This window comes from Mastigocladopsis repens PCC 10914 (assembly GCF_000315565.1).
Taxonomy (GTDB): domain Bacteria; phylum Cyanobacteriota; class Cyanobacteriia; order Cyanobacteriales; family Nostocaceae; genus Mastigocladopsis; species Mastigocladopsis repens.
Genome location: NZ_JH992901.1, coordinates 6024971 through 6043502 on the forward strand (window position 1 = coordinate 6024971; position 18532 = coordinate 6043502).

The window sequence follows — 18532 nt, forward strand, 5'->3', positions numbered from 1 at the left end:
AGGATGATTTGTACTGACTGAGGAAATATACCTCGAAAGCAGCTTTCGAGGGCGCTTGCTTTTGTATTCAATGGATGGAGAGCTAGCGTGATACAGGTAAATCTATGGCAGCTGCTGAATTTACACCCACAACAGTAGATGAAACACTCCAGATAGAGGGAATTACAGAACCGACTCTACTGCGTTACTTCAAAAGTTTAAATGCAGGAACATTTGAGGAAACTGCTGCTTTGTTTGCAGAAGATGGTGTCATGCATCCCCCATTTGAATCTGGTTTTGTTGGGCGAGATGCCATCGCTCATTATCTGCAACAAGAAGCCAAAGACGTGAAAGCCTACCCCCGTGAAGCTATTGCAGAGAAATTAGATGAAGAGCAAACCCAATTTCAGGTGACAGGCAAAGCACAAACTTCTTGGTGTGGTGTCAATGTCCTGTGGACATTTATCCTCAACCAACAAAGCGAAATTCTTTATACAAGAATAAAACTTTTAGCCTCTCCCCAGGAGTTACTCAATTTGCGGCGGTGAAAAGACTGACACGGAGATACGGTGACATTTTTTCTTTGCGTCACTGTATCTCATTATCTTTGCGTCTTTTTTAGCTCTTAGTAACTGCTGCTTGTTGGAAGGAGCGCATTAACAATTTTCGTCCTAGCTCGATATCTTTAGGAGCGCATTGCCAATCTGGGTGTGCCGTCCTTAATAGACTCTCTAAAGTTTCTTGATCGAACAGATGCCAGACGGGAAATCCATTGATTTGAGCTTCAACTGCATAACAGTTGGGGCTGACACACTGAATTGTGCAAGTACTGGCTACTCTAGCCAAAATCATTTGTTCTCCAGGTTGCAGCGACCGAAACTTGCGGATAGTCTGCTTCAACTCACTTATAGAGGAAACCGTTAATCCAGGAATCGCTACCGTGAGATTTTTGTCTCCATTCACCGCAATCCAGTAATGACGACTAGGGTCAATTCCCTCGAGCCAAGGTAATTCATCATCGAGGCGATAGCGTGGTGACAAACAAATCGAGGCTTCCATAGGCGGAATCATGACTTTGGTTATAAGTATTTACTAAAAAGAACTCAGAATTTAGATGCTTACCACGAGTAAATTGGCTTAGTTTATCCGTGGACTAGTCACTCAGTCGTACAGAATTTCTACTAATTTTTGACACCTGAGTTCTGAGTTTTTTTGCTAGATTACTGCTTCTGTTTAAAGATTTAAGGATTTAGACGCTGTAAATCAAATAAACGTAGCAAAACTTATTAATTTTATTAATGTTTCTTAAAATTTTTATTTACGCTAAAAAATCTACTGACTCTAGATAGAATTACTAAGTTTTTATTCAAACCCTTTTTCTAAAAGGTGTCAGAACCCGCTATGGCAAGTGGCATGAAAAACACGCCGAACCATTGACAGTTGAGGTGGAATTTCAGTCAACTCTTAACTTATGTATACTGTCAGTAGGTAAGCTGTTTGCTAGTAACGAGTTATTTAATTTTAAATTTTAAATGACCTAATGCCCGAAAAAGTATCAGGTATGTTAATTGCTTGCGTGTGAGTAGTCGGCACGCTTGTCTTTCATAAAAAAGCTAGAGCAGGTATTAAGTTATGCAGATTGGGCTACTTCTGGCAAAGAAACCACTAACTTGAGACAGTTACCACCATTGACCTGCAACTGGTACTCCACCTTATCCATGAGACGATGCATAATGAGCCAACCATAACCACCTTCTTGTCTGTCTGTAGGACTTGGAGGCAAATAGTTGGATAAATCGAAGCCTTGACCGTGATCCCAAACTTCCAAAGCAATATCTTGGTCTCTTAGTTCCAAACGAATTAGAACTGGCAAATAGGGCTGATCCTTGTGAGCGTGACGCACTACGTTAGAGTAGGCTTCCACCAAAGCCAGCCGTAAGCGGCTTGATTGCTTGGACCAATCAACTGAATCGTTGAACTGGACTTCTAAGCAACTTAGCAACCAGTTTTCGACAATGGTCAGAAATTTTAAGTCGCTTGGGACATGAAGCTCACTTTTCATAAGTTATAAAACCTCCAGCGAAAGTATAGTTTGGTCATCTTCTTGAACTTGGTTGTCTGCTTGGATACGCGCTAGTAAATGGTTAAGATGAAGTGGTTGGGCTTCCATCTTGAGGAGTTGCCAAAGACCCTCTTGATTCAGCATAGAACGGCTGACTGGTTGAGTGCCATCCACGGCTTTTACTGATGGATTCGTATTTATGAAAACTTTTGCCTCAGTAATACCATCACTAGCTAGCAGTAGGATATCTCCAGGAGCAAGAACCAAATGACTAGACTTTGCCTCCCATATAGGCAAGATACCTAGGGGAACGCTGCGTTCCTCAAGATACTTAGGGTTTGTTTCCACAGTTTCTTGACGTGACCAAAGCAGGGGATAGATATGACCTGCATTAGCATAGACGAATTCCCTGGTAGTAGGAGTATAACGAGCTAAGAAGAGGGTGATAAAGTAATTATTGCTGATCAAATCATCGCTTAGAGCATGGTTGAGATTTTGCATCACCACATTTGGTATTGGTGACGATTCTTGAGACAACTCTCGGCGCAATACCGAAATGGCACTAGCCATGAACAAAGCAGCTGGGACACCCTTGCCAGACACGTCTCCCACTGCTACCCACAAGTCTCCGTTGGGATGGGCAAACACTTCAAAAAAATCCCCTCCCACTTCACGCGCAGGGTAGCAGCAAGCTTGCACTCTCACACCCGCAATCTTAGGCATGGTTTGGCGCAGCAGGTTGTTTTGAATTTGACGAGCCACTTCCAACTCGACACGGGTCTGCTCTTGCTTTTCTTGTAGACGTTGATAGAGTTTTGCCTGGGAGAGGGCTAAGGCTGCTTGTTCAGAAACACCTGCAATGAGCTGGATATCTTCTTCTTGCCAAGAGCGAGCGTGGTGATACTGATTGAGGGCAAGAACAGCAAGCAGGTTTTGCTGATACATAAGTGGCATAACCAGTTGCTGACAGGCTTTGTTATCATGTGTATACTGAGCAACTTGATATTGACGTGTTTCGAGAACCTTCTTAATCAAAGGATTTGGGTCGAAATGATAACTTGCTGCGCTTGATTTCGGATCTTGGTAGCAGAACTGATCTACTGTTAGGAGATCGCCCTCCACTGGTCTGAGCAGGCAATAATGTGCTTCAAAAGTCTGTCCTATTGTTGCTACAATTTTTTGTAGCATACTATGGTAATCCAAAGACTCTCGAATCGCTGTTGTGACTGCATTAAACAGAGATTCTCGCCGCCAAGCACGAGTTAGTTTTTGTGTGCGTTGTTTGACGACTCGGTATATGTCAACTGCTTGCTCAACAACTGCCTTGAGTTGATCTGGTTTCCAAGGTTTGGTGATGTACTTAAACACCTGACCAGAGTTGATCGCCTCTACCAAATCTTCAACATCAGTAAAACCAGTCAGTAAAACCCGAATTGTATCAGGAAAGCGCTCCACAGTTCGACCGAGAAATTCTGTGCCATTCATCTCTGGCATTCTTTGGTCAGAGATAATGACAGCCATCTCGCCTTCTTTGTCCAAGATATCTAGGGCAGTCAGGGCATCTCTTGCTCTGTATACCTGAAAATCTCGCCTAAAAGTGCGGTAGAGTAAATCTAGGTTATCAGGCTCATCATCTACTACCATGAGCTTGAATTTGCCTGCCTCTGTCTCAGTCATACTTGACTTTCCAGATATTTTGATGACGAGATCGTGTGGTGTGGCTTCCACGTAATAATTAAAGCACAATTAGAAAAACAAAAGTAAATCGAACTCATTGGCTTTGAACGCATAATTTCTCAAAGTTTTATGTAAATTACAATATAGTCTCCTCAAAGTTTGCCACACCCCAAAATCAACCCTATCCCACAAGCCCAGAACGCAAAGCCCGGACTGCTGCTTGTGTGCGGTCATCGGCGCATAGCTTATTCAAAATGTTTCGGACGTGTGTTTTTACAGTTCCAACTGTAATGTAAAGTCTTTCCGCAATGACCGCATTACTACAACCTTCTACAATCAATTGCAAGACTTCTAATTCTCTTTCTGTTAAGGTGTAAGGATCTATCATATCCTCCTGATTCTCAGGGGACTCTAAATGAGTGTCAACAGTCTTATTATCTTGGGGTGTGATTTCAGGCTTATGTGGATTTTGTTGTGCTTGTTGCAATACAATTCGGGCGATCGCCGGATCGATCCAAGCGTTACCGTTGTAAGTCACTCGTACAGCTTCAAGTAAATTATCGAACCTGATATCCTTCATACAATAAGAGTCAGCCCCTGCTGCAAAAGCTGCTAGCACTGCTTCTTTGTTATCGCGTAGCGTCAAAATCAATACTTTGGTAGTTAAATCTTCCCCATGAGTTGTAGATTTCACCTCCCGTGTTAGCTCAATTCCATCCTTATCTGGTAAACCGATATCTACAATCGCAATATCTGGTTGTAGTGTTTTTAACATTCTCAGACCTTCTACTGCATTCGTCGCTTCCCCTACAACTTCGATTTCTTCCTTTTGCAGGAGCGCTGTCCGAATACCCACACGGGTGAGGTCATGATCTTCAATCAAAGCCACACGAATTTTAGCCATGGTCTATTACCGCCCTTACACTCAAAAGCTGTAGAATTGAGTTTACTAAAAAGTTTCAGGAGATGCAGTTTAAAGGTGTCTGTGGGAAAGAAGAGAGCTTTTTGAGTTAGACTAGCACACAAAAGCATTGCTCTCGTACCGCAGGCATTCACCGAGATATTAGCTCCACCGAACCCCCACGGCTGATATGTCAGGTTAAATAGTACTGAAGTTACTGATTCTCCTTGAGGACATGAGCTTCAAGAATAAAAATAAAAGGTGCTACTCCTGCCTAGCTGTGCCTGATATTAATGAGTTTTATTCTGCATTTTAATGACTATAGTGAGTAAACTAATAACTAAATAGATAGCACAAGCTATGCCCAAATTTGTGGCTTGTTGGTGAAGTATGCTGTATGAGCATTCGAGCAGCATACCATAGATTTAACTTAGGGGAGTCTAGTGGGCGATAAGTTTCACGCCATAGCCGTCCAATTTGGCGCGGGAGGGTTGGGTTGTTATAAATTTGTAAAATTCCCATATTTAGCTTTTGGAAACAATTTGATAAGCTATCGTTCTATATAGTTAGGTGTGAGACTTATTAAGAATAGGCTATGTCTGAACTGCCTAGAAAGTTTTCAGTATTAGGGCTACCAGTTCATGTGATGACTAACTATCCAGGCTGGTTGCTAGAACGCTTGCAAAACGGTATGGGAACTCATGTGGTAACGCTCAATGCAGAAATGACTATGCAGGGAGAGCGGAATTCATCCCTAGCTAAGGTCATAAAAGATGCTGAGTTAGTGGTTCCAGATGGAGCCGGGGTCGTTCTGTACCTGCGATGGCTATTACGGCAAAAAGTCCAAAGAACTCCTGGAATTGAACTAGCAGAAGCACTCTTGCAAGAACTGGGACAACGAGGCGCAAAGGTATTTTTCTACGGAGGAGCGCCTGGTATAGCCGCAAAAGCATCAGAGTTCTGGCTTTCTCAAAATCCAGGTTTGGTCGTAACAGGTACCCATTCCGGCTTCCATTCAAAAGAAGAAGAAGAACAATTGCGACAAACTCTCACCCAACTACAACCACAAGTTGTTTTTGTTGGCTTGGGAGTCCCACGTCAAGAGTTATGGATTGCCAACAATCGCCATTTATGTCCTCAAGCAATATGGGTTGGTGTTGGAGGTAGTTTTGATATTTGGTCGGGGATCAAAACTCGCGCTCCTGCTTGGTTGGGAGATAACAATTTGGAATGGCTGTATCGGCTGTATCAAGAACCTTGGCGCTGGCGGCGGATGTTAGCTTTGCCTGAGTTTGCCTTGAAAGCCTTAATTTATCGATTCTTTCAAGTCTGGGGGGTAGGTGTAGCGTCGAATTAGGAACTAACGATGTGGGGTGTTACATGAGACACCCTTCCCAAACTGTTAATTCTTGTTTAAAGAAAAATTAGGTTTCAGATTGAAATTCCCAGGTTCTGCCTGGGAATACTTATTGTATTCAATCTCATATCTAAAGTATAAACTCCTATTTAGCAATGGCAGTATTATTTCATTTCAATCCCTATTAGGGATTTTTAAAACTTAGCTACTGCCACCAAAAATAGAGTACCACATTCAGTGATCCGAGGAGTGTTCGAGCCGAATGAAAACTGCTATAACAACGAAGCAAGCTACTGAAAAAGCTGTCTCTACTCAAAACAACGAAACTCAACAGAGCAATGCTACTGCTGTAGCTATGGTGCAATTGTATTGTGTGTCAAAAACCTATGCCAATGGCAGCCATGCCCTTGTCAACGTGAATTTGGAAGTCAAAAAAGGCGAATTTCTGTTTATCACAGGATCAAGCGGCTCAGGTAAATCCACACTGTTAAAACTGCTGTATGGCGATGAGTTACCAACACAAGGAGATGTGATTGTTGATGAGTCCAATGTGGCGGCTTTGAGGGGCGATCGCTTGTCAATTTTGCGGCGACGCATTGGCGTTGTGTTTCAAGACTACAAACTCATTCCTCAAAGGACAGTGGCGGAAAATGTGACTGTCGTGCTACAAGCTCAAGGATATACTCGTAAGGAAATTCAACGGCGTTTAGAACCTAGTTTGAAACTGGTGGGTTTACTTTCCAAAGCAGACTGCTTTCCAGAGCAGCTTTCTGGTGGAGAGCAACAACGGGTGAGCATTGCGCGAGCAATCATCGGAACACCACCAATCCTTTTGGCTGATGAACCTACTGGAAACCTTGATCCAGATAATGCCTGGCAAGTGATCGAGATTCTCCAAAAGTTAAACTCTTTTGGAGCAACAGTGATTGTGACAACCCACGATGAACAGTTAGTACGGAGGTGCAATCATCCAGTGGTGCAAGTCCAAAATGGTCGGCTTTATCGAAAAAGTTAAGTGTTTGTGGTTATGGTTACTGGTTATTGGCTCAGATTTGGTATAAGTTGTAATCGTTGACAACTCACAACTAACACAATACTGAGGAATAAGGCGCTTACCACCAACTTTGCACAGGGAGTGTTTAGATTGGCTCGTTAATAGCAGAAACTAAACTCATCAATGGTGAATTGACCATCAAAAGCGCAGAAGGTAACGCGGTGGATTTCGTTGGCTGATACAGATAATAAGGCGTTGGGAGGCACTGCAGAGTCAGAATTAGCAAGATTTGCTCCTGGTAGTACCGTTTGGGTAAGCAGTTGGCGATCGCGACCGTATGCTGAAAGCACAAGCCGTCGCGAACTGGTTACATAGGCACTTACAAAATGGACAGAACGCAGAAAAGTTGCTTCTAAATATCCATTCTTAGGTGCTCCCATTAAGACTACCACTCCAGAGTGGGTGGGGAATGCTGGATTTGATGGCTGTATTGCTATACAATTATTAAAAACAATGCCCCATTGCTCATACTGTCGCTCCACTGCTTCAAAACATCGCAAATTTTCCAAATTCAAACAGATAGAGGTTGGTACTGATACCACGTCGCTGTCCACAGCTTGTTCCACTTTATCTAGCGAAGGTGAATTTTTAATTTGATTTTTCAAATCAAATTCATCACCAGAGAATTTATTGTCTTCAATAGTTGGCTTTGTATGAGATTGAAGACTAACCTGTTTTACCACGACACCCCGCTTTGTCATTGTCTAGAGAACTGTTAGATTATTAACTACATAGACATCTATTGATTTTGCTAAGTTGCATAGGATTCTAGCTACAAAAGCCAGTTAATCTGCTAGCAGGATGAAGCACACCTGGGTCTACTTAATATATTCATTGAGCGTTTACACTTTTCTGGACGCTCACACATATCAGTAATGTTTCTGATAGAGTACCATAAAAAAGTGATAGAGGGATTCATACCTAAGTTGTACCTGCTACCAGTATATGGCTTGCAATAATAGGACTTACAAGTAAAAAAGACTTTAAGAGTGAAAAAAAAATCACCAAATCTTTACATACTATGTAATATTTTTATACCGTCGCTGAATTAGAAGCAGCGATAGGTAGTATTGAGATGCCATCGACTATATATAGAGGTAAGAGGAGTTTTTGGAGAGAGTGAAGCCAGAAAATTAATGAATAATAACTAAAGATTAATACTTATGTTTCAACCACTAGGATTTGAGCAACGCTCTATCATTACCTCTTTAGGTAGAATGACCTATTTCACTAATGAAGGCTCACCGTGGCAAAACCACAATAGTGCCAGTGCAGATAAGGACACATTGGTATTTCTGCATGGCTTTGGTGGTGGGTCTTCTGCATATGAGTGGTCAAAAATTTATCCAGCCTTTGCTGCCGAATATCGTATCATCGCACCAGATTTGATAGGTTGGGGGAGATCTGAGCATCCAGCACGGAATTACAGGATTGAGGATTATCTGACGAGTATTCGGGAGTTTTTGCAACAAACTTGCAATCAGTCAGTCATAGTCATTGCTTCTTCCCTAACAGCAGCATTGACAATCAGAGTTGCAATCGCTCATCCCGAACTATTTAAGTCCTTGATTCTCACTGCACCCGCCGGACTTTCCGATTTTGGCGAAGATAACTCCAACAACTTCTTTGCCCAGCTCATCAGTATTCCCATTCTCGACCGATTGGTGTATAGTACGGGAATCGCCACAAAAGAGGGCATTCGCAGCTTTTTAGAGCAAAGGCAATTCGCTCAACCTAGTCGAGTGTACGAGGAGATTGTCAACGCTTACCTGGAGTCGGCACAACAACCTAATGCTGAATATGCGGCGCTGTCTTTTGTACGTGGCGACTTATCCTTTGATTTGTCGCTCTATATTCAACAACTGACTACTCCTACGGCAATTATCTGGGGTCAAAAGTCCCAACTTACAGGTCCAGAAATTGGTCGTCGTCTCGCCCAAATGAATCCGCAAGCAATCCGTATTTTTCAGTTGCTGGATGATGTGGGATTGACACCTCAATTGGAACAGCCAGCGGTGACTATTGGTTTAATCAGACAGTTTTTGCCTTTGCTGAGTTAGTCATTAGTCATGAGTAGAAAATAAAAATGAAATAAAAATTAAACCACAGATGGACACAGATGAACACAGATGAGTTATCTGTGTGCATCCGTGTGGATCTGTGGTTTTCACTTCTAAATACATACTTTTGCAAGAAGTTTAATAACTCCTCAATTTATAACCACCTGCTGTCACTTCCAGTTGACCTTGTTTCCATCCTTGATAGATTGGCGTTTTACTACCTTGAGCGTTTTGGTAGACTGCATAATGATTTCGCCAGTCGTGAAAAAGTCCATTTCGCCAAACCTTAGGTAATCCCTGACTTTGATATTGAAGTTTTACTTTTCCCGAAACACCCTGATACTCAACCACTCCATCATTCATCTGACTCAGGTTTAGGCGGGACTTTTGCAGCACAGACTGCTGAAACTGATTCCAATCACCATGGGTTTTGTTCTCACCTATTTCAAGAGCAAATCCGCTTTCGGTTCCACCATTGCCTACAGCAGTTAGAATTTGGTCATTGGGATATTTATCGCGAATTTTCTCACTGGCTGCGGTGTTGATTCCCTCTATTTTTAAATTAATTGGCGTTAATGCCAACCATGTCTTTTCGTAGTGGATGAAAGTCACACCTTTGTTTGTTTCTAGCTTGGCAGACTTGGGTAAAAAAAATTGGAATGGAACCTTAGGTTTATTGTTGAGCCAAATAACCAAATTGCGGTAGTGAGCAACATTATCTCCACCAACAGACGCTGACGAAATTTGAGTCGGGTTTGTTCCCGTTGCAGCTATAAAATAATCGACGCCGCGTTGAGAATTGTATGCCATCATTTTAAAGCCGTTCCAGTCTCCACCGGAACCTTGAGCTAATGTACCGAGTTGAAAGGTGTTTCCGAAATAGAGAGTTTCGTAAAACTCTGGTGCAGCGTCGCCACCAGGCTTCCAGTTCTCATATGTTGGTTTAGAATTGAGGAGTTCTAGTGGCTTTTGGAATTGCTTCCGTGCTAAGGCGACAACCGCTGATGGTGGACGATAACTGCTGGTGATGAGGTGTACTGAGTCGGGAGATGGTTTGGGATCTGCAAGGGGTGAATCACCAAAGTACAGTCCTAATTCATGGGTGGCGAGGGAACACCAAACACAGTTCCCTTGACTGTAATCGCGTTTGGAAGGACCACCAAATCCTCCCCGCCAATATTTCAGCGCCCCGGAAGTGAAAAACCAATCCAATGCAGATTTAGCAACTGATTTCACTTCTGGGTCTTTAGCGAAATCATAAAGATTGACATAAGTCGTTACGGCGTGTCCTAGGTAGTTTTCCGAATCCCATTCACCTTGTCCAATGTTGTAGAGAGTGCGGACATTTCTTGTGATGCGTTCTTTATAAAGTTTGCGTGTTGCTTCGTTTCCTGTTTCTTCAGCAAATAAGTAGACAGCGACTTCGCGCATGGCTTTTAGGTTATCGGTGTTGCGACAGTCTACCCAGCTATCGCAATTGTCTGTTGATTTTGCCCAGAATTGTTGACGGTTGGGAAAACGGCGCGTCAGCGGATCGACCTCTGTCCAAATTTGCATCGCCTGTTTCATCCGCTGACGATATGCTGGGTCAAGATATTTGCCAAAATAAAAGTATTTGCGGACTTGACCTTTGAGGGTAAAGCCAGAGTAGAAGTCAATTCCCAAGGTGTGAGCGTGACTTTTAGCGTCAGCATCCTTAGATTGCAGGAAAGAGATTGCCTTTTGTTGATTTCCTGCAAGAAAATCTATCATTGCTTTGGGGTAAGATCTCTTTTCGCTCTCAAAAGCCGTATTTCCGTAGTTGCTTCCTGCAAGTTTTTTAATAACTTCCTTTGACCGCAATTGAAACTCTGCTTCCATTTGCGGTGTCCACTGATTTTCAGCCTTCACATAAGCGCAAGCAAGAGGAAGACATATTAAGCAGAAGGTAAAGGCTTCGAGGGCTATACGATTCATAGTGAATTATTTCTATTGACAAAATAGCCTCCCAGTTGAGGAGGCTTTAATAAGCTTTTACCTAAACAATGGAAATGCTACTTTTCTTTCAATCTGACATCAATGACAGTGGCATTAAAGTTGTAGTTGAAGCCGTCTAACTCAATTGGCATACCGATTTTAACTTTACTGTTACCTAGAACTGGCCCCTCATTAGTGATTTTCGCTTTGCCTGCCACAGTTAAGCGCAAATCTTTACTAAAGTTGTTTGCTCTGTTCGGTTCTGGCAATTCTTTAACGGAACCATCAGGCTGGGGAACCAATACGGTTCTGGGTAGTTCTTCCACAGATTTAATCTCAATCTGACCGTAGGGTTGATTGCGGATAATAACGTTAGTTTTACCGCCTTTGTTAAACCCTTGCGCGTATAACTGTTGAGTGTCAAGTACGTTTAATCCCCGTACAACTAAGTCTACCTCAATAGGTACTGTTTTTGTACCGACTTGGGCAACCGAACCAGAACCGCCAGGGAAGAAAAAGATGCCAAGTATCACTAACAGAATGACCAGTGCAGCACCTAAATCGAGGATATTAATTTTACCGAATAAACGACCTTTTGAATCTAAAATAGTCATAAGAAGTCTTTCCAGATTAAGAGTAAAGTTGCTGATTGTAGCATTATGGTTTAGTGGAAACGGTGCATTTTTACTTACGTCATAGAACTTCAAGTAGCTGGGCATTGCGGTCATGCGACAGTTTATCACAACTTCCTAATTTAGGATGGACTTTTTGCTGTTTTAAGTGACTGTAGTTGAGAAGATGCACGATATCTTGGCAAGAGTTTAGAATGCAACTTATAAAGCTATAAATACGTCCCATAGTTTTACATTCCCCCAAATCTCTCCTTAAACCGGATTATGATGAATAGAAAGCACTTTTCTGTAAATCCCCGTGTTTTTCGGCGTCCCTGGTTTTATCCGTTAATTTCCATAGTCGTTGCCTTGATTTTGTGTCTAAATACACCAATCACCGCCAGGGCTATTGATGCTCAACGGTGGTTACCTTTCATTTTGCAAGGAGTCCAAGTCATTCAGCTTTCTAATATATCGCCTAAGCAGGAAGTTGAGCTTGGCAAGCAGATGGATAAGCAATTGGTAAGCGGTCAAGTTCGGCTATACCGCAATTCAGCAGTTAATCGCTATGTACAACAAATTGGTCAGCGCCTAGTCGCTAATAGCGATCGCCCTGACCTCCCCTATACCTTCCAAGTCATTGATGATGACGGTATCAACGCTTTTGCGACCTTGGGAGGCTTTGTTTATGTCAACAAAGGTTTGCTGAAAACCGCAGAAAATGAAGCGGAACTAGCTAGTGTCATCGGTCATGAAATTGGTCACATAGGCGGGAAGCACCTTTTAAAGCAGATGCGGCAAAAAGCCGTTGCAAGTGGTTTGGCATCAGCAGCCGGTTTAGACAGCAATCAAGCGGTGTCGCTTGGTGTAGAATTAGCCCTTAACCGTCCTCGCGGTCGTGAAGATGAATATGATGCCGATAGAAGAGGATTAAGAACTTTAACACGCTCTGGTTATGCTCAATCGGGGATGGTTTCTTTCATGCAGAAGCTGCTTAAAAAGGGTTCTGGGACTCCCACATTTTTGAGTACCCACCCCGCAACAGGCGATCGCATTAAAGCCTTACAAAGTTCTATCAACGCTCAACCTGGCGGTGGAAGTGCTGGTATGGATAATGCTGCTTATCAAGCAAATATCAAAGCATTAGTTCGTTAGTTGTTGGTTGTTGGTTGGTTATTCCACTACCTACTATCCACTTACGCACCTCGCCTGTTGCAGCGCTCAACTTCGATTCTGGCTGGATCGACAATTGTCACCACTTCTTCTAACGGCAAGGTGCGGAGACAATGACGATAGACATTGACTTGATAAACCAGTTGATTTGTAATGTCTAGTCCTGTTAGCCAGCCACTTCGGGGATGATAAGCGCCAGTATCGATATCCAGCCACCCTTGTCCTTGTGCCAGTTTACCAGGAGTAACGCCAGGTAGGGTAAAGGTGATGGTGTGACCGACGATAATCAGCTTATCGGGGAGATAAGGTTTTTCCATGCTGTGAAATTTGTCGCGCACCCAGCAAAGCTGTTCAGCGGTTTGTTCTGCGATAGGAATTGAGGGGTCAACACCAGCATGAGCCAACAAAATATCCCCCAAGTCAAGATATGTGGGTAAAGCCTTAAACCATTCCAGATGGTCATGGGGTATTGTAGCTTGTTGGTAACTGGCTAGCGTTGCTTGCCCTCCACTGTACAGCCATGCTTGCACCATTGAGGTGGGAACTTGTGCGTTGGTAAGAATGTTCAATAACATCTGCTCATGATTCCCCAGCAGACACTGGTAGGAACTATCCTTGACAAATTTAACTACCTGTGAACTTTGGGGTCCGCGATCAATTAAGTCTCCAAGAAAATAGACTTGATCATCTGATGTGGGGGCTATTGCCTCCATCAATGTCATTAAACCTTCATAGTGACCATGTACGTCCCCAATAACAATTCGGCGATAGCTAGTTGCGCTCATCAGCTCTTTGCTTCAATAACTTTGCCTAATACTTGTGCTACACTGTAGACCCAGTTGATTTCGTAAATATGGGTAAGAAAAGTTCAAAAATTTAAATTTAATCTAAATTAGAAGTCATTCAAGTAAGTGTAAATAACAATCCTCCTTATTCGTAATATACAAAGCAACTATATTTAACTTAATTTTTAGACATAGAAGTTCCATTCTTAAATCTTAATTTTTTCTAAAACTTCTACATCAGTAATTTTACGTAAAAATACTGATAATTAACAAGTAGTGCCTGCAACGGTGTGCAATGGACACAATAGCAAATTTTGTCACTATCATGAGGTGTTGCAATATCACCTAATAGAATCAGTTATTTATGTCGAAGATAAATTATCGGAGAACAGTTAAGGAGCTAAGTCAATTAGCATCTATTTTTTGGCCGTCAGAATTATCGAAACAAGAGGCAGAACTTAGTATAATTCCCAAACTCTTAGAAACTCAAGAACAATTCATTGCAATTCTGAGTGTAAGTGTTGCTACCCTGGATGGATTATTTCAAATCATCGATTCCTCAAACTTGCAGGCAAATCTGTTTCTTAAACATTTAATTGTTTTGGCTGACTTTGGAGGTGAAATGTTACAACGGTTAAACACCCAGTTTAACTCCATCTTACCCTTAAGAAGGCTAGATTACTTATGGAGTAGAGAAAATTACTGTTATACTTTTCGTGTTTTGCCTGTGAAAGGACAACTCAACAATACTAAACTTGGCATTACAGGTAAAAAACTACTGGAAACCCAACCTCTTTCAGAACTTCAAAAAGACGTAATAGCGGTACTTTTGTTTGGTAGCAGTTCCACAGATGAAAAAACTGCGGAAATACTAACAAAGTGTGAAATTGGTAATTATGTAGGTCAACCGGACAAACTGCAAAAATTTATTAAGCAACGATATATATGGGTTAGTCGTATCACTTCTGGTTCTCAATCAAATACGTTAGGGCAAATAACTCAAAAATTTGTAAAAAATTATTTAGAAGACAACCTTGCTATTACTACTGTAAAGATTCAGCTTAATGGAAATTTACCTGGTGTCAGCCATACTGAAAATAACAACCGTCCGACAAATTTTGATATTGTAGTTTCTCAGGGAAACAAGTATGTAGCCATAGAAGTTAGCTTTCAGGTAACTACAAATAGCGTAATTGAGCGTAAGGCAGGACAAGCAAAATCCCGGTTTGAACAAATTGAAAGTCTTGGTTATAAAATAGCTTATGTCCTAGATGGTGCTGGTAACTTTCAAAGAGAAAATGCCCTCTCGATAATTTGTTTATACAGTCATTGTACAGTAGCATTTTCTCGTGAGGAGCTTAATTTGCTTTGTAGCTTTTTGAAAGCATACTTTGGAGAAGACTAGATATGTTAGTTTTTATATATAAAAAAATAATAAAAAATTGAAGTATGGGAAAAATTCGGTTTGTAGATTTGTTTGCAGGAATTGGTGGAATAAGGTTAGCCTTTGAACAAGCTGCTTATTCCCTAGAGATAGAGGCTGAATGCGTATTAAGTAGCGAAATAGATTCTGATGCCCAATTTGTTTATGAAAAAAACTTTGGTCACAAGCCTTTAGGCGACATTCACCTCATAGAACAATTACCAGAACATGAATTTTTGTTAGCTGGTTTTCCATGTCAGGCTTTTTCTCACGCAGGTAAAAAAGAGGGTTTTGGAGATACGAGAGGAACATTATTCTTTGAAATAACGAGATTACTTGATACATATAAACCACAAGCTTTCATTTTTGAAAATGTGAGGGGACTGTATAGCCATGAGAAAGGAAGAACTCTAGCGACAATTAAGCACGAAATTGAAAACAGAGGTTATAGCTTTAACGCTTTTTTGCTAAACAGTGCTAACTTTGGTTTACCGCAAAACCGTGTCAGAATTTATCTAGTGGGAATTTTAGATGCTTCTCCTACGTTTGGATTGATTTCTGATGTAGGACCAAAAGATTCACATTCTTATAATCCACAGCAATTATCTTTATTTTACCCGCTTAAAAAATCTGTTGCTGTTGCGGATGTTTTGGAAGAGAATCCAGACAACAAGTATGATTGTTCATCAGCTTTTGTTGAGGTTTTGAAACAGATATATAATAATGATTTAAATCGGTTACACGGGGTACGGTTAATCGATTATCGAGGAGGAAACTCTATTCATTCATGGGAATTAGGATTACGTGGCAAGTGTAGTGCAGATGAAATAGAATTAATGAACCGTTTTATTTTAAAGAGACGTAACAAAATATTTGGCAATGAGCAAGACGGTAAATTATTAACTAGAGACCAAATAGCTAGTTTTTTTGACCATCCAAACCTTGAAGAAATTTTAGATTCTTTAGTTGCTAAGAGATATTTAAAGATTATTAATGGTCAATATAAACCTGTAGCTGGTAACTTTTCTTTTGAAGTTTATAAGTTTCTAGATCCAAGTAAGATTTCTGTTACACTTGTTGCCAGTGATGCTAATAGGTTAGGAGTTTACCACAATAATAGAGTTCGACGAATAACCCCCCGCGAAGCGGCGAGATTACAAGGTTTTGCTGATAGCTTTATACTTCATCCCAATGATAATAAGGCTTACCATCAATTGGGAAATTCGGTGAGCATTAATGTAGTAAAAGCTGTGGCGCAAGAAGTCATTATGAAAACGTTGTATTATACCCAACAACGAACTCAGAGATTTGAAAATGCAATCGCTCACTCTTCACGCAATAACCAAAAGCCGGTGTAAGTCATCCCGGAATCATCGGGTTGCACTAACAAAAAATGTAGTCCTTGACTTTGCTGCTGACGCTGTTGATAAACTTGAGCAGCAGCAGTGACTTGTTGATCTTCAAACGTGGCAACAATCCATCTGTCAACCAAGCTAGCTTCTAACACTAAACCATTAGGCGCACCAGCAACGTAATTTAATGCTACGGGATGCGCTTGTTCCAGCCATCGAGCCAAACGCATCGATTGCCTTCCACCATCAATGACTATACCGGGGACAGCAACTGTTGACGCCAAACCGAGATTGATCGGCAAGAGATATTCTGGTATTTCTAAAATAGGAATGGGGCGATCGCTAAACGCTTCTGCCATATCACCAGCACTCAGTGAAGCAAAACGCCATTTTTCTCCCCAAAGGTTTTCTGGTAATGGCATTGGGGGTGGTTTATCCAAGGATATGGCATATTGCTTTTCTTGCAACAACTGTTTTAATGCCAATGTGCGACGGGTTGGTTCAACACTAATGCCTAAACTGCGTCCAGCTTGTTCTATTAAACTTAAAGACTGAGGACGAAACACCTGAATAACATCTGGTAAATGTTCACCAGCTGCTTGTTGAAGTTGAGAAGCAACCCAACTTGAATTTGCTTGCGATTGCGGACAAGTTGCTTGATACTCAAAGTTGCGAGTTTCGTCACAAATCAACAACTCCCACATCACTTGTCCTGATGCTTCTGTCTGCGGACGACGATAAAAATCAGCTTGCCAAATTTTCATAGGACTTACGCATCTATTTGTTGGTTAAGATTGGATATAAGAGGTAAGGGTTTTCCTTTAACGCACATCCCTACCTCCTACACCTCTTATATCCCCAGTAGTTCTTCTATTTTGAGCGGACTCAGTTGTTGTACATTGCTCAAAACTATCGATGCTCCTGCTGTTAGTAATGTCTCAGTATACGCATCACGTCGCGTTGCTGTTTCCTGTACGTGTGGCGGTAAAATACCTACACCAATCCAAGTGCGCGTAGGTTCCAAGACCCTGGATTTTTCCACTGTGTACATATCAGCAACTGTATCTCCCACGTAGATGACTGGTATTGATTTGTGATTCTCTTTACTACCACAAGACTCCAACAGGTGAATGGTAGCAAAAAGTCCAGTGGGATCTGGTTTACCAGGAGCATCTTCCATTGCAATTAATACTGGAGACTTCAAGCCAAGGCGTTTTTCCAAAACATAAGTTGCAGAAGCACGAGTTGCACCACTGAAAAATCCCCAAGGGATCTCAGCTTTTGTCAGTTCCTCTAGGTAGCTAGGATGTAACAATAATGGTTCATTGCAGATATATCCCGTCCAATTGTGGGGGTCTAAGCCTCGATAGCGCGATTGAAAAAAGGCGACAATGGCATTGTAGTCGAGTTGTAATTGTTCACGGGAGTAGGAATGAGTTTCAAAGTAGCGGTAAATTAATTCTTGGGATGCTTCCCAATCATTATTCCAGATGCCTTCGGACTTGAGTTGGTCTATGTCGAGTGGTGTTGGGCGATACGCTCCCTCCGTGAAATGCTCCACAGTATCTGCCATCGCTCGTCGATAGGAACCACTGACATCGCGCACAACGCCGTCAATATCGAAAACGATTATCGCTTTTGTTGAGGATTGTTCGGTCATAGAACGTGTAGGTTTTAGATTTTTAGATTTTAGATTGGGAAATGGTGAGAAAATTCAAAATTCCAAAATACTCAAAGCCTAATTCCTATTTGGTAAGCTGCTAGATATTGCGTTAAAATAAGCGATCGCATGCGTTAGTGAATGTTGCCCGGATACTCCAAGGGAGGTGTGATTGTCCAAGTTTATTTTGAAAATACTGTGGTTAGACGAAAACGTCGCTTTGGCAGTCGATCAAGTCGTAGGCAAAGGCACAAGTCCTTTGACTAAGTACTTTTTCTGGCCAAGGAATGATGCCTGGGAAGAGTTAAAAAAGGAGCTAGAATCAAAACACTGGATTACTGAACTGGATCGGGTGGAATTGCTCAATAAAGCCACAGAAGTTATTAACTACTGGCAAGAAGAAGGCAGAAACCGTCCGATGGCTGAAGCTCAGTTAAAATTTCCCGAAGTTGGCTTTACAGGTAGCGCCTAGAGTTGTATAA

The 18532-nt window shown here is 41.7% G+C and carries 18 protein-coding genes; 8 read left to right on the forward strand and 10 right to left on the reverse strand.

Annotated features, from left to right (window positions below; translation table 11 throughout):
- Nucleotides 1–104 precede the first annotated feature (104 nt).
- Nucleotides 105–527, forward strand: a complete 423-nt coding sequence (locus MAS10914_RS0128840; RefSeq protein WP_017319425.1) for a nuclear transport factor 2 family protein — start codon at nt 105–107, stop codon at nt 525–527.
- Between the two features lie 70 nt (nt 528–597).
- Here MAS10914_RS0128840 and MAS10914_RS0128845 read toward each other — a convergent pair whose 3' ends face one another.
- From MAS10914_RS0128845 to MAS10914_RS0128860, 4 genes are all read right to left on the reverse strand, one after another.
- A complete protein-coding gene (locus MAS10914_RS0128845; RefSeq protein ID WP_017319426.1) occupies nt 598–1038 on the reverse strand; it encodes a hypothetical protein in 441 nt (146 codons plus the stop codon).
- A 571-nt stretch (nt 1039–1609) separates the two neighbouring features.
- Nucleotides 1610–2041, reverse strand: coding sequence for an ATP-binding protein (locus MAS10914_RS0128850; RefSeq protein ID WP_017319427.1), 432 nt, complete (start codon nt 2039–2041; stop codon nt 1610–1612).
- 3 nt (nt 2042–2044) lie between these two features.
- A complete protein-coding gene (locus MAS10914_RS0128855; RefSeq protein ID WP_017319428.1) occupies nt 2045–3718 on the reverse strand; it encodes a SpoIIE family protein phosphatase in 1674 nt (557 codons plus the stop codon).
- A gap of 181 nt (nt 3719–3899) precedes the next feature.
- Complete coding sequence (locus tag MAS10914_RS0128860; protein WP_017319429.1) at nt 3900–4622, reverse strand: response regulator transcription factor; 723 nt, start codon at nt 4620–4622, stop codon at nt 3900–3902.
- 592 nt (nt 4623–5214) lie between these two features.
- Here MAS10914_RS0128860 and MAS10914_RS0128865 point away from each other — a divergent pair.
- Both MAS10914_RS0128865 and ftsE read left to right on the forward strand, forming a co-directional pair.
- Nucleotides 5215–5976: a WecB/TagA/CpsF family glycosyltransferase gene (locus MAS10914_RS0128865; protein WP_017319430.1), complete on the forward strand. Its 762-nt coding sequence runs from the start codon at nt 5215–5217 to the stop codon at nt 5974–5976.
- A 262-nt stretch (nt 5977–6238) separates the two neighbouring features.
- On the forward strand, nt 6239–6991 hold the full coding sequence (gene ftsE, locus MAS10914_RS0128870; RefSeq protein ID WP_017319431.1) for a cell division ATP-binding protein FtsE: 753 nt from the start codon (nt 6239–6241) through the stop codon (nt 6989–6991).
- Nucleotides 6992–7128: 137 nt separating this feature from the next.
- Here the strand turns inward: ftsE and MAS10914_RS0128875 are convergent, their stop codons facing one another.
- Nucleotides 7129–7731 carry a hypothetical protein gene (locus MAS10914_RS0128875; RefSeq protein ID WP_017319432.1) on the reverse strand — a complete coding sequence of 201 codons (603 nt, stop codon included), beginning with the start codon at nt 7729–7731 and terminating at the stop codon, nt 7129–7131.
- A gap of 462 nt (nt 7732–8193) precedes the next feature.
- On the opposite strand from MAS10914_RS0128875, the gene MAS10914_RS0128880 reads away from it, so the two are divergent.
- Nucleotides 8194–9090, forward strand: coding sequence for an alpha/beta fold hydrolase (locus tag MAS10914_RS0128880; RefSeq protein ID WP_017319433.1), 897 nt, complete (start codon nt 8194–8196; stop codon nt 9088–9090).
- Nucleotides 9091–9228: 138 nt separating this feature from the next.
- On the opposite strand, the gene MAS10914_RS0128885 is transcribed toward MAS10914_RS0128880, so the two are convergent.
- Complete coding sequence (locus tag MAS10914_RS0128885; protein WP_026082892.1) at nt 9229–10950, reverse strand: hypothetical protein; 1722 nt, start codon at nt 10948–10950, stop codon at nt 9229–9231.
- A gap of 173 nt (nt 10951–11123) precedes the next feature.
- On the reverse strand, nt 11124–11660 hold the full coding sequence (locus tag MAS10914_RS0128890) for a DUF4330 domain-containing protein (RefSeq protein WP_017319435.1): 537 nt from the start codon (nt 11658–11660) through the stop codon (nt 11124–11126).
- Nucleotides 11661–11945: 285 nt separating this feature from the next.
- Between MAS10914_RS0128890 and MAS10914_RS0128895 the strand changes: the two genes are divergently transcribed.
- On the forward strand, nt 11946–12812 hold the full coding sequence (locus tag MAS10914_RS0128895) for a M48 family metallopeptidase (RefSeq protein WP_017319436.1): 867 nt from the start codon (nt 11946–11948) through the stop codon (nt 12810–12812).
- A gap of 41 nt (nt 12813–12853) precedes the next feature.
- On the opposite strand, the gene MAS10914_RS0128900 is transcribed toward MAS10914_RS0128895, so the two are convergent.
- Nucleotides 12854–13615, reverse strand: a complete 762-nt coding sequence (locus tag MAS10914_RS0128900) for a metallophosphoesterase family protein (protein WP_017319437.1) — start codon at nt 13613–13615, stop codon at nt 12854–12856.
- 364 nt (nt 13616–13979) lie between these two features.
- On the opposite strand from MAS10914_RS0128900, the gene MAS10914_RS0128905 reads away from it, so the two are divergent.
- Nucleotides 13980–15020: a hypothetical protein gene (locus tag MAS10914_RS0128905; protein WP_017319438.1), complete on the forward strand. Its 1041-nt coding sequence runs from the start codon at nt 13980–13982 to the stop codon at nt 15018–15020.
- Between the two features lie 44 nt (nt 15021–15064).
- Entirely contained in the window at nt 15065–16396 is a 1332-nt protein-coding gene (dcm, locus tag MAS10914_RS0128910; protein WP_017319439.1) for a DNA (cytosine-5-)-methyltransferase, read from the forward strand.
- Here the strand turns inward: dcm and MAS10914_RS0128915 are convergent.
- Nucleotides 16363–17154 carry a Tab2/Atab2 family RNA-binding protein gene (locus MAS10914_RS0128915; RefSeq protein WP_017319440.1) on the reverse strand — a complete coding sequence of 264 codons (792 nt, stop codon included), beginning with the start codon at nt 17152–17154 and terminating at the stop codon, nt 16363–16365. The genes dcm and MAS10914_RS0128915 overlap by 34 nt on opposite strands.
- An 86-nt stretch (nt 17155–17240) precedes the next feature.
- Nucleotides 17241–18050 carry a TIGR01548 family HAD-type hydrolase gene (locus MAS10914_RS0128920; protein ID WP_017319441.1) on the reverse strand — a complete coding sequence of 270 codons (810 nt, stop codon included), beginning with the start codon at nt 18048–18050 and terminating at the stop codon, nt 17241–17243.
- 172 nt (nt 18051–18222) lie between these two features.
- Between MAS10914_RS0128920 and MAS10914_RS0128925 the strand changes: the two genes are divergently transcribed.
- Nucleotides 18223–18522, forward strand: coding sequence for a 30S ribosomal protein PSRP-3 (locus tag MAS10914_RS0128925; protein ID WP_017319442.1), 300 nt, complete (start codon nt 18223–18225; stop codon nt 18520–18522).
- The last annotated feature ends 10 nt before the right edge of the window (nt 18523–18532 follow it).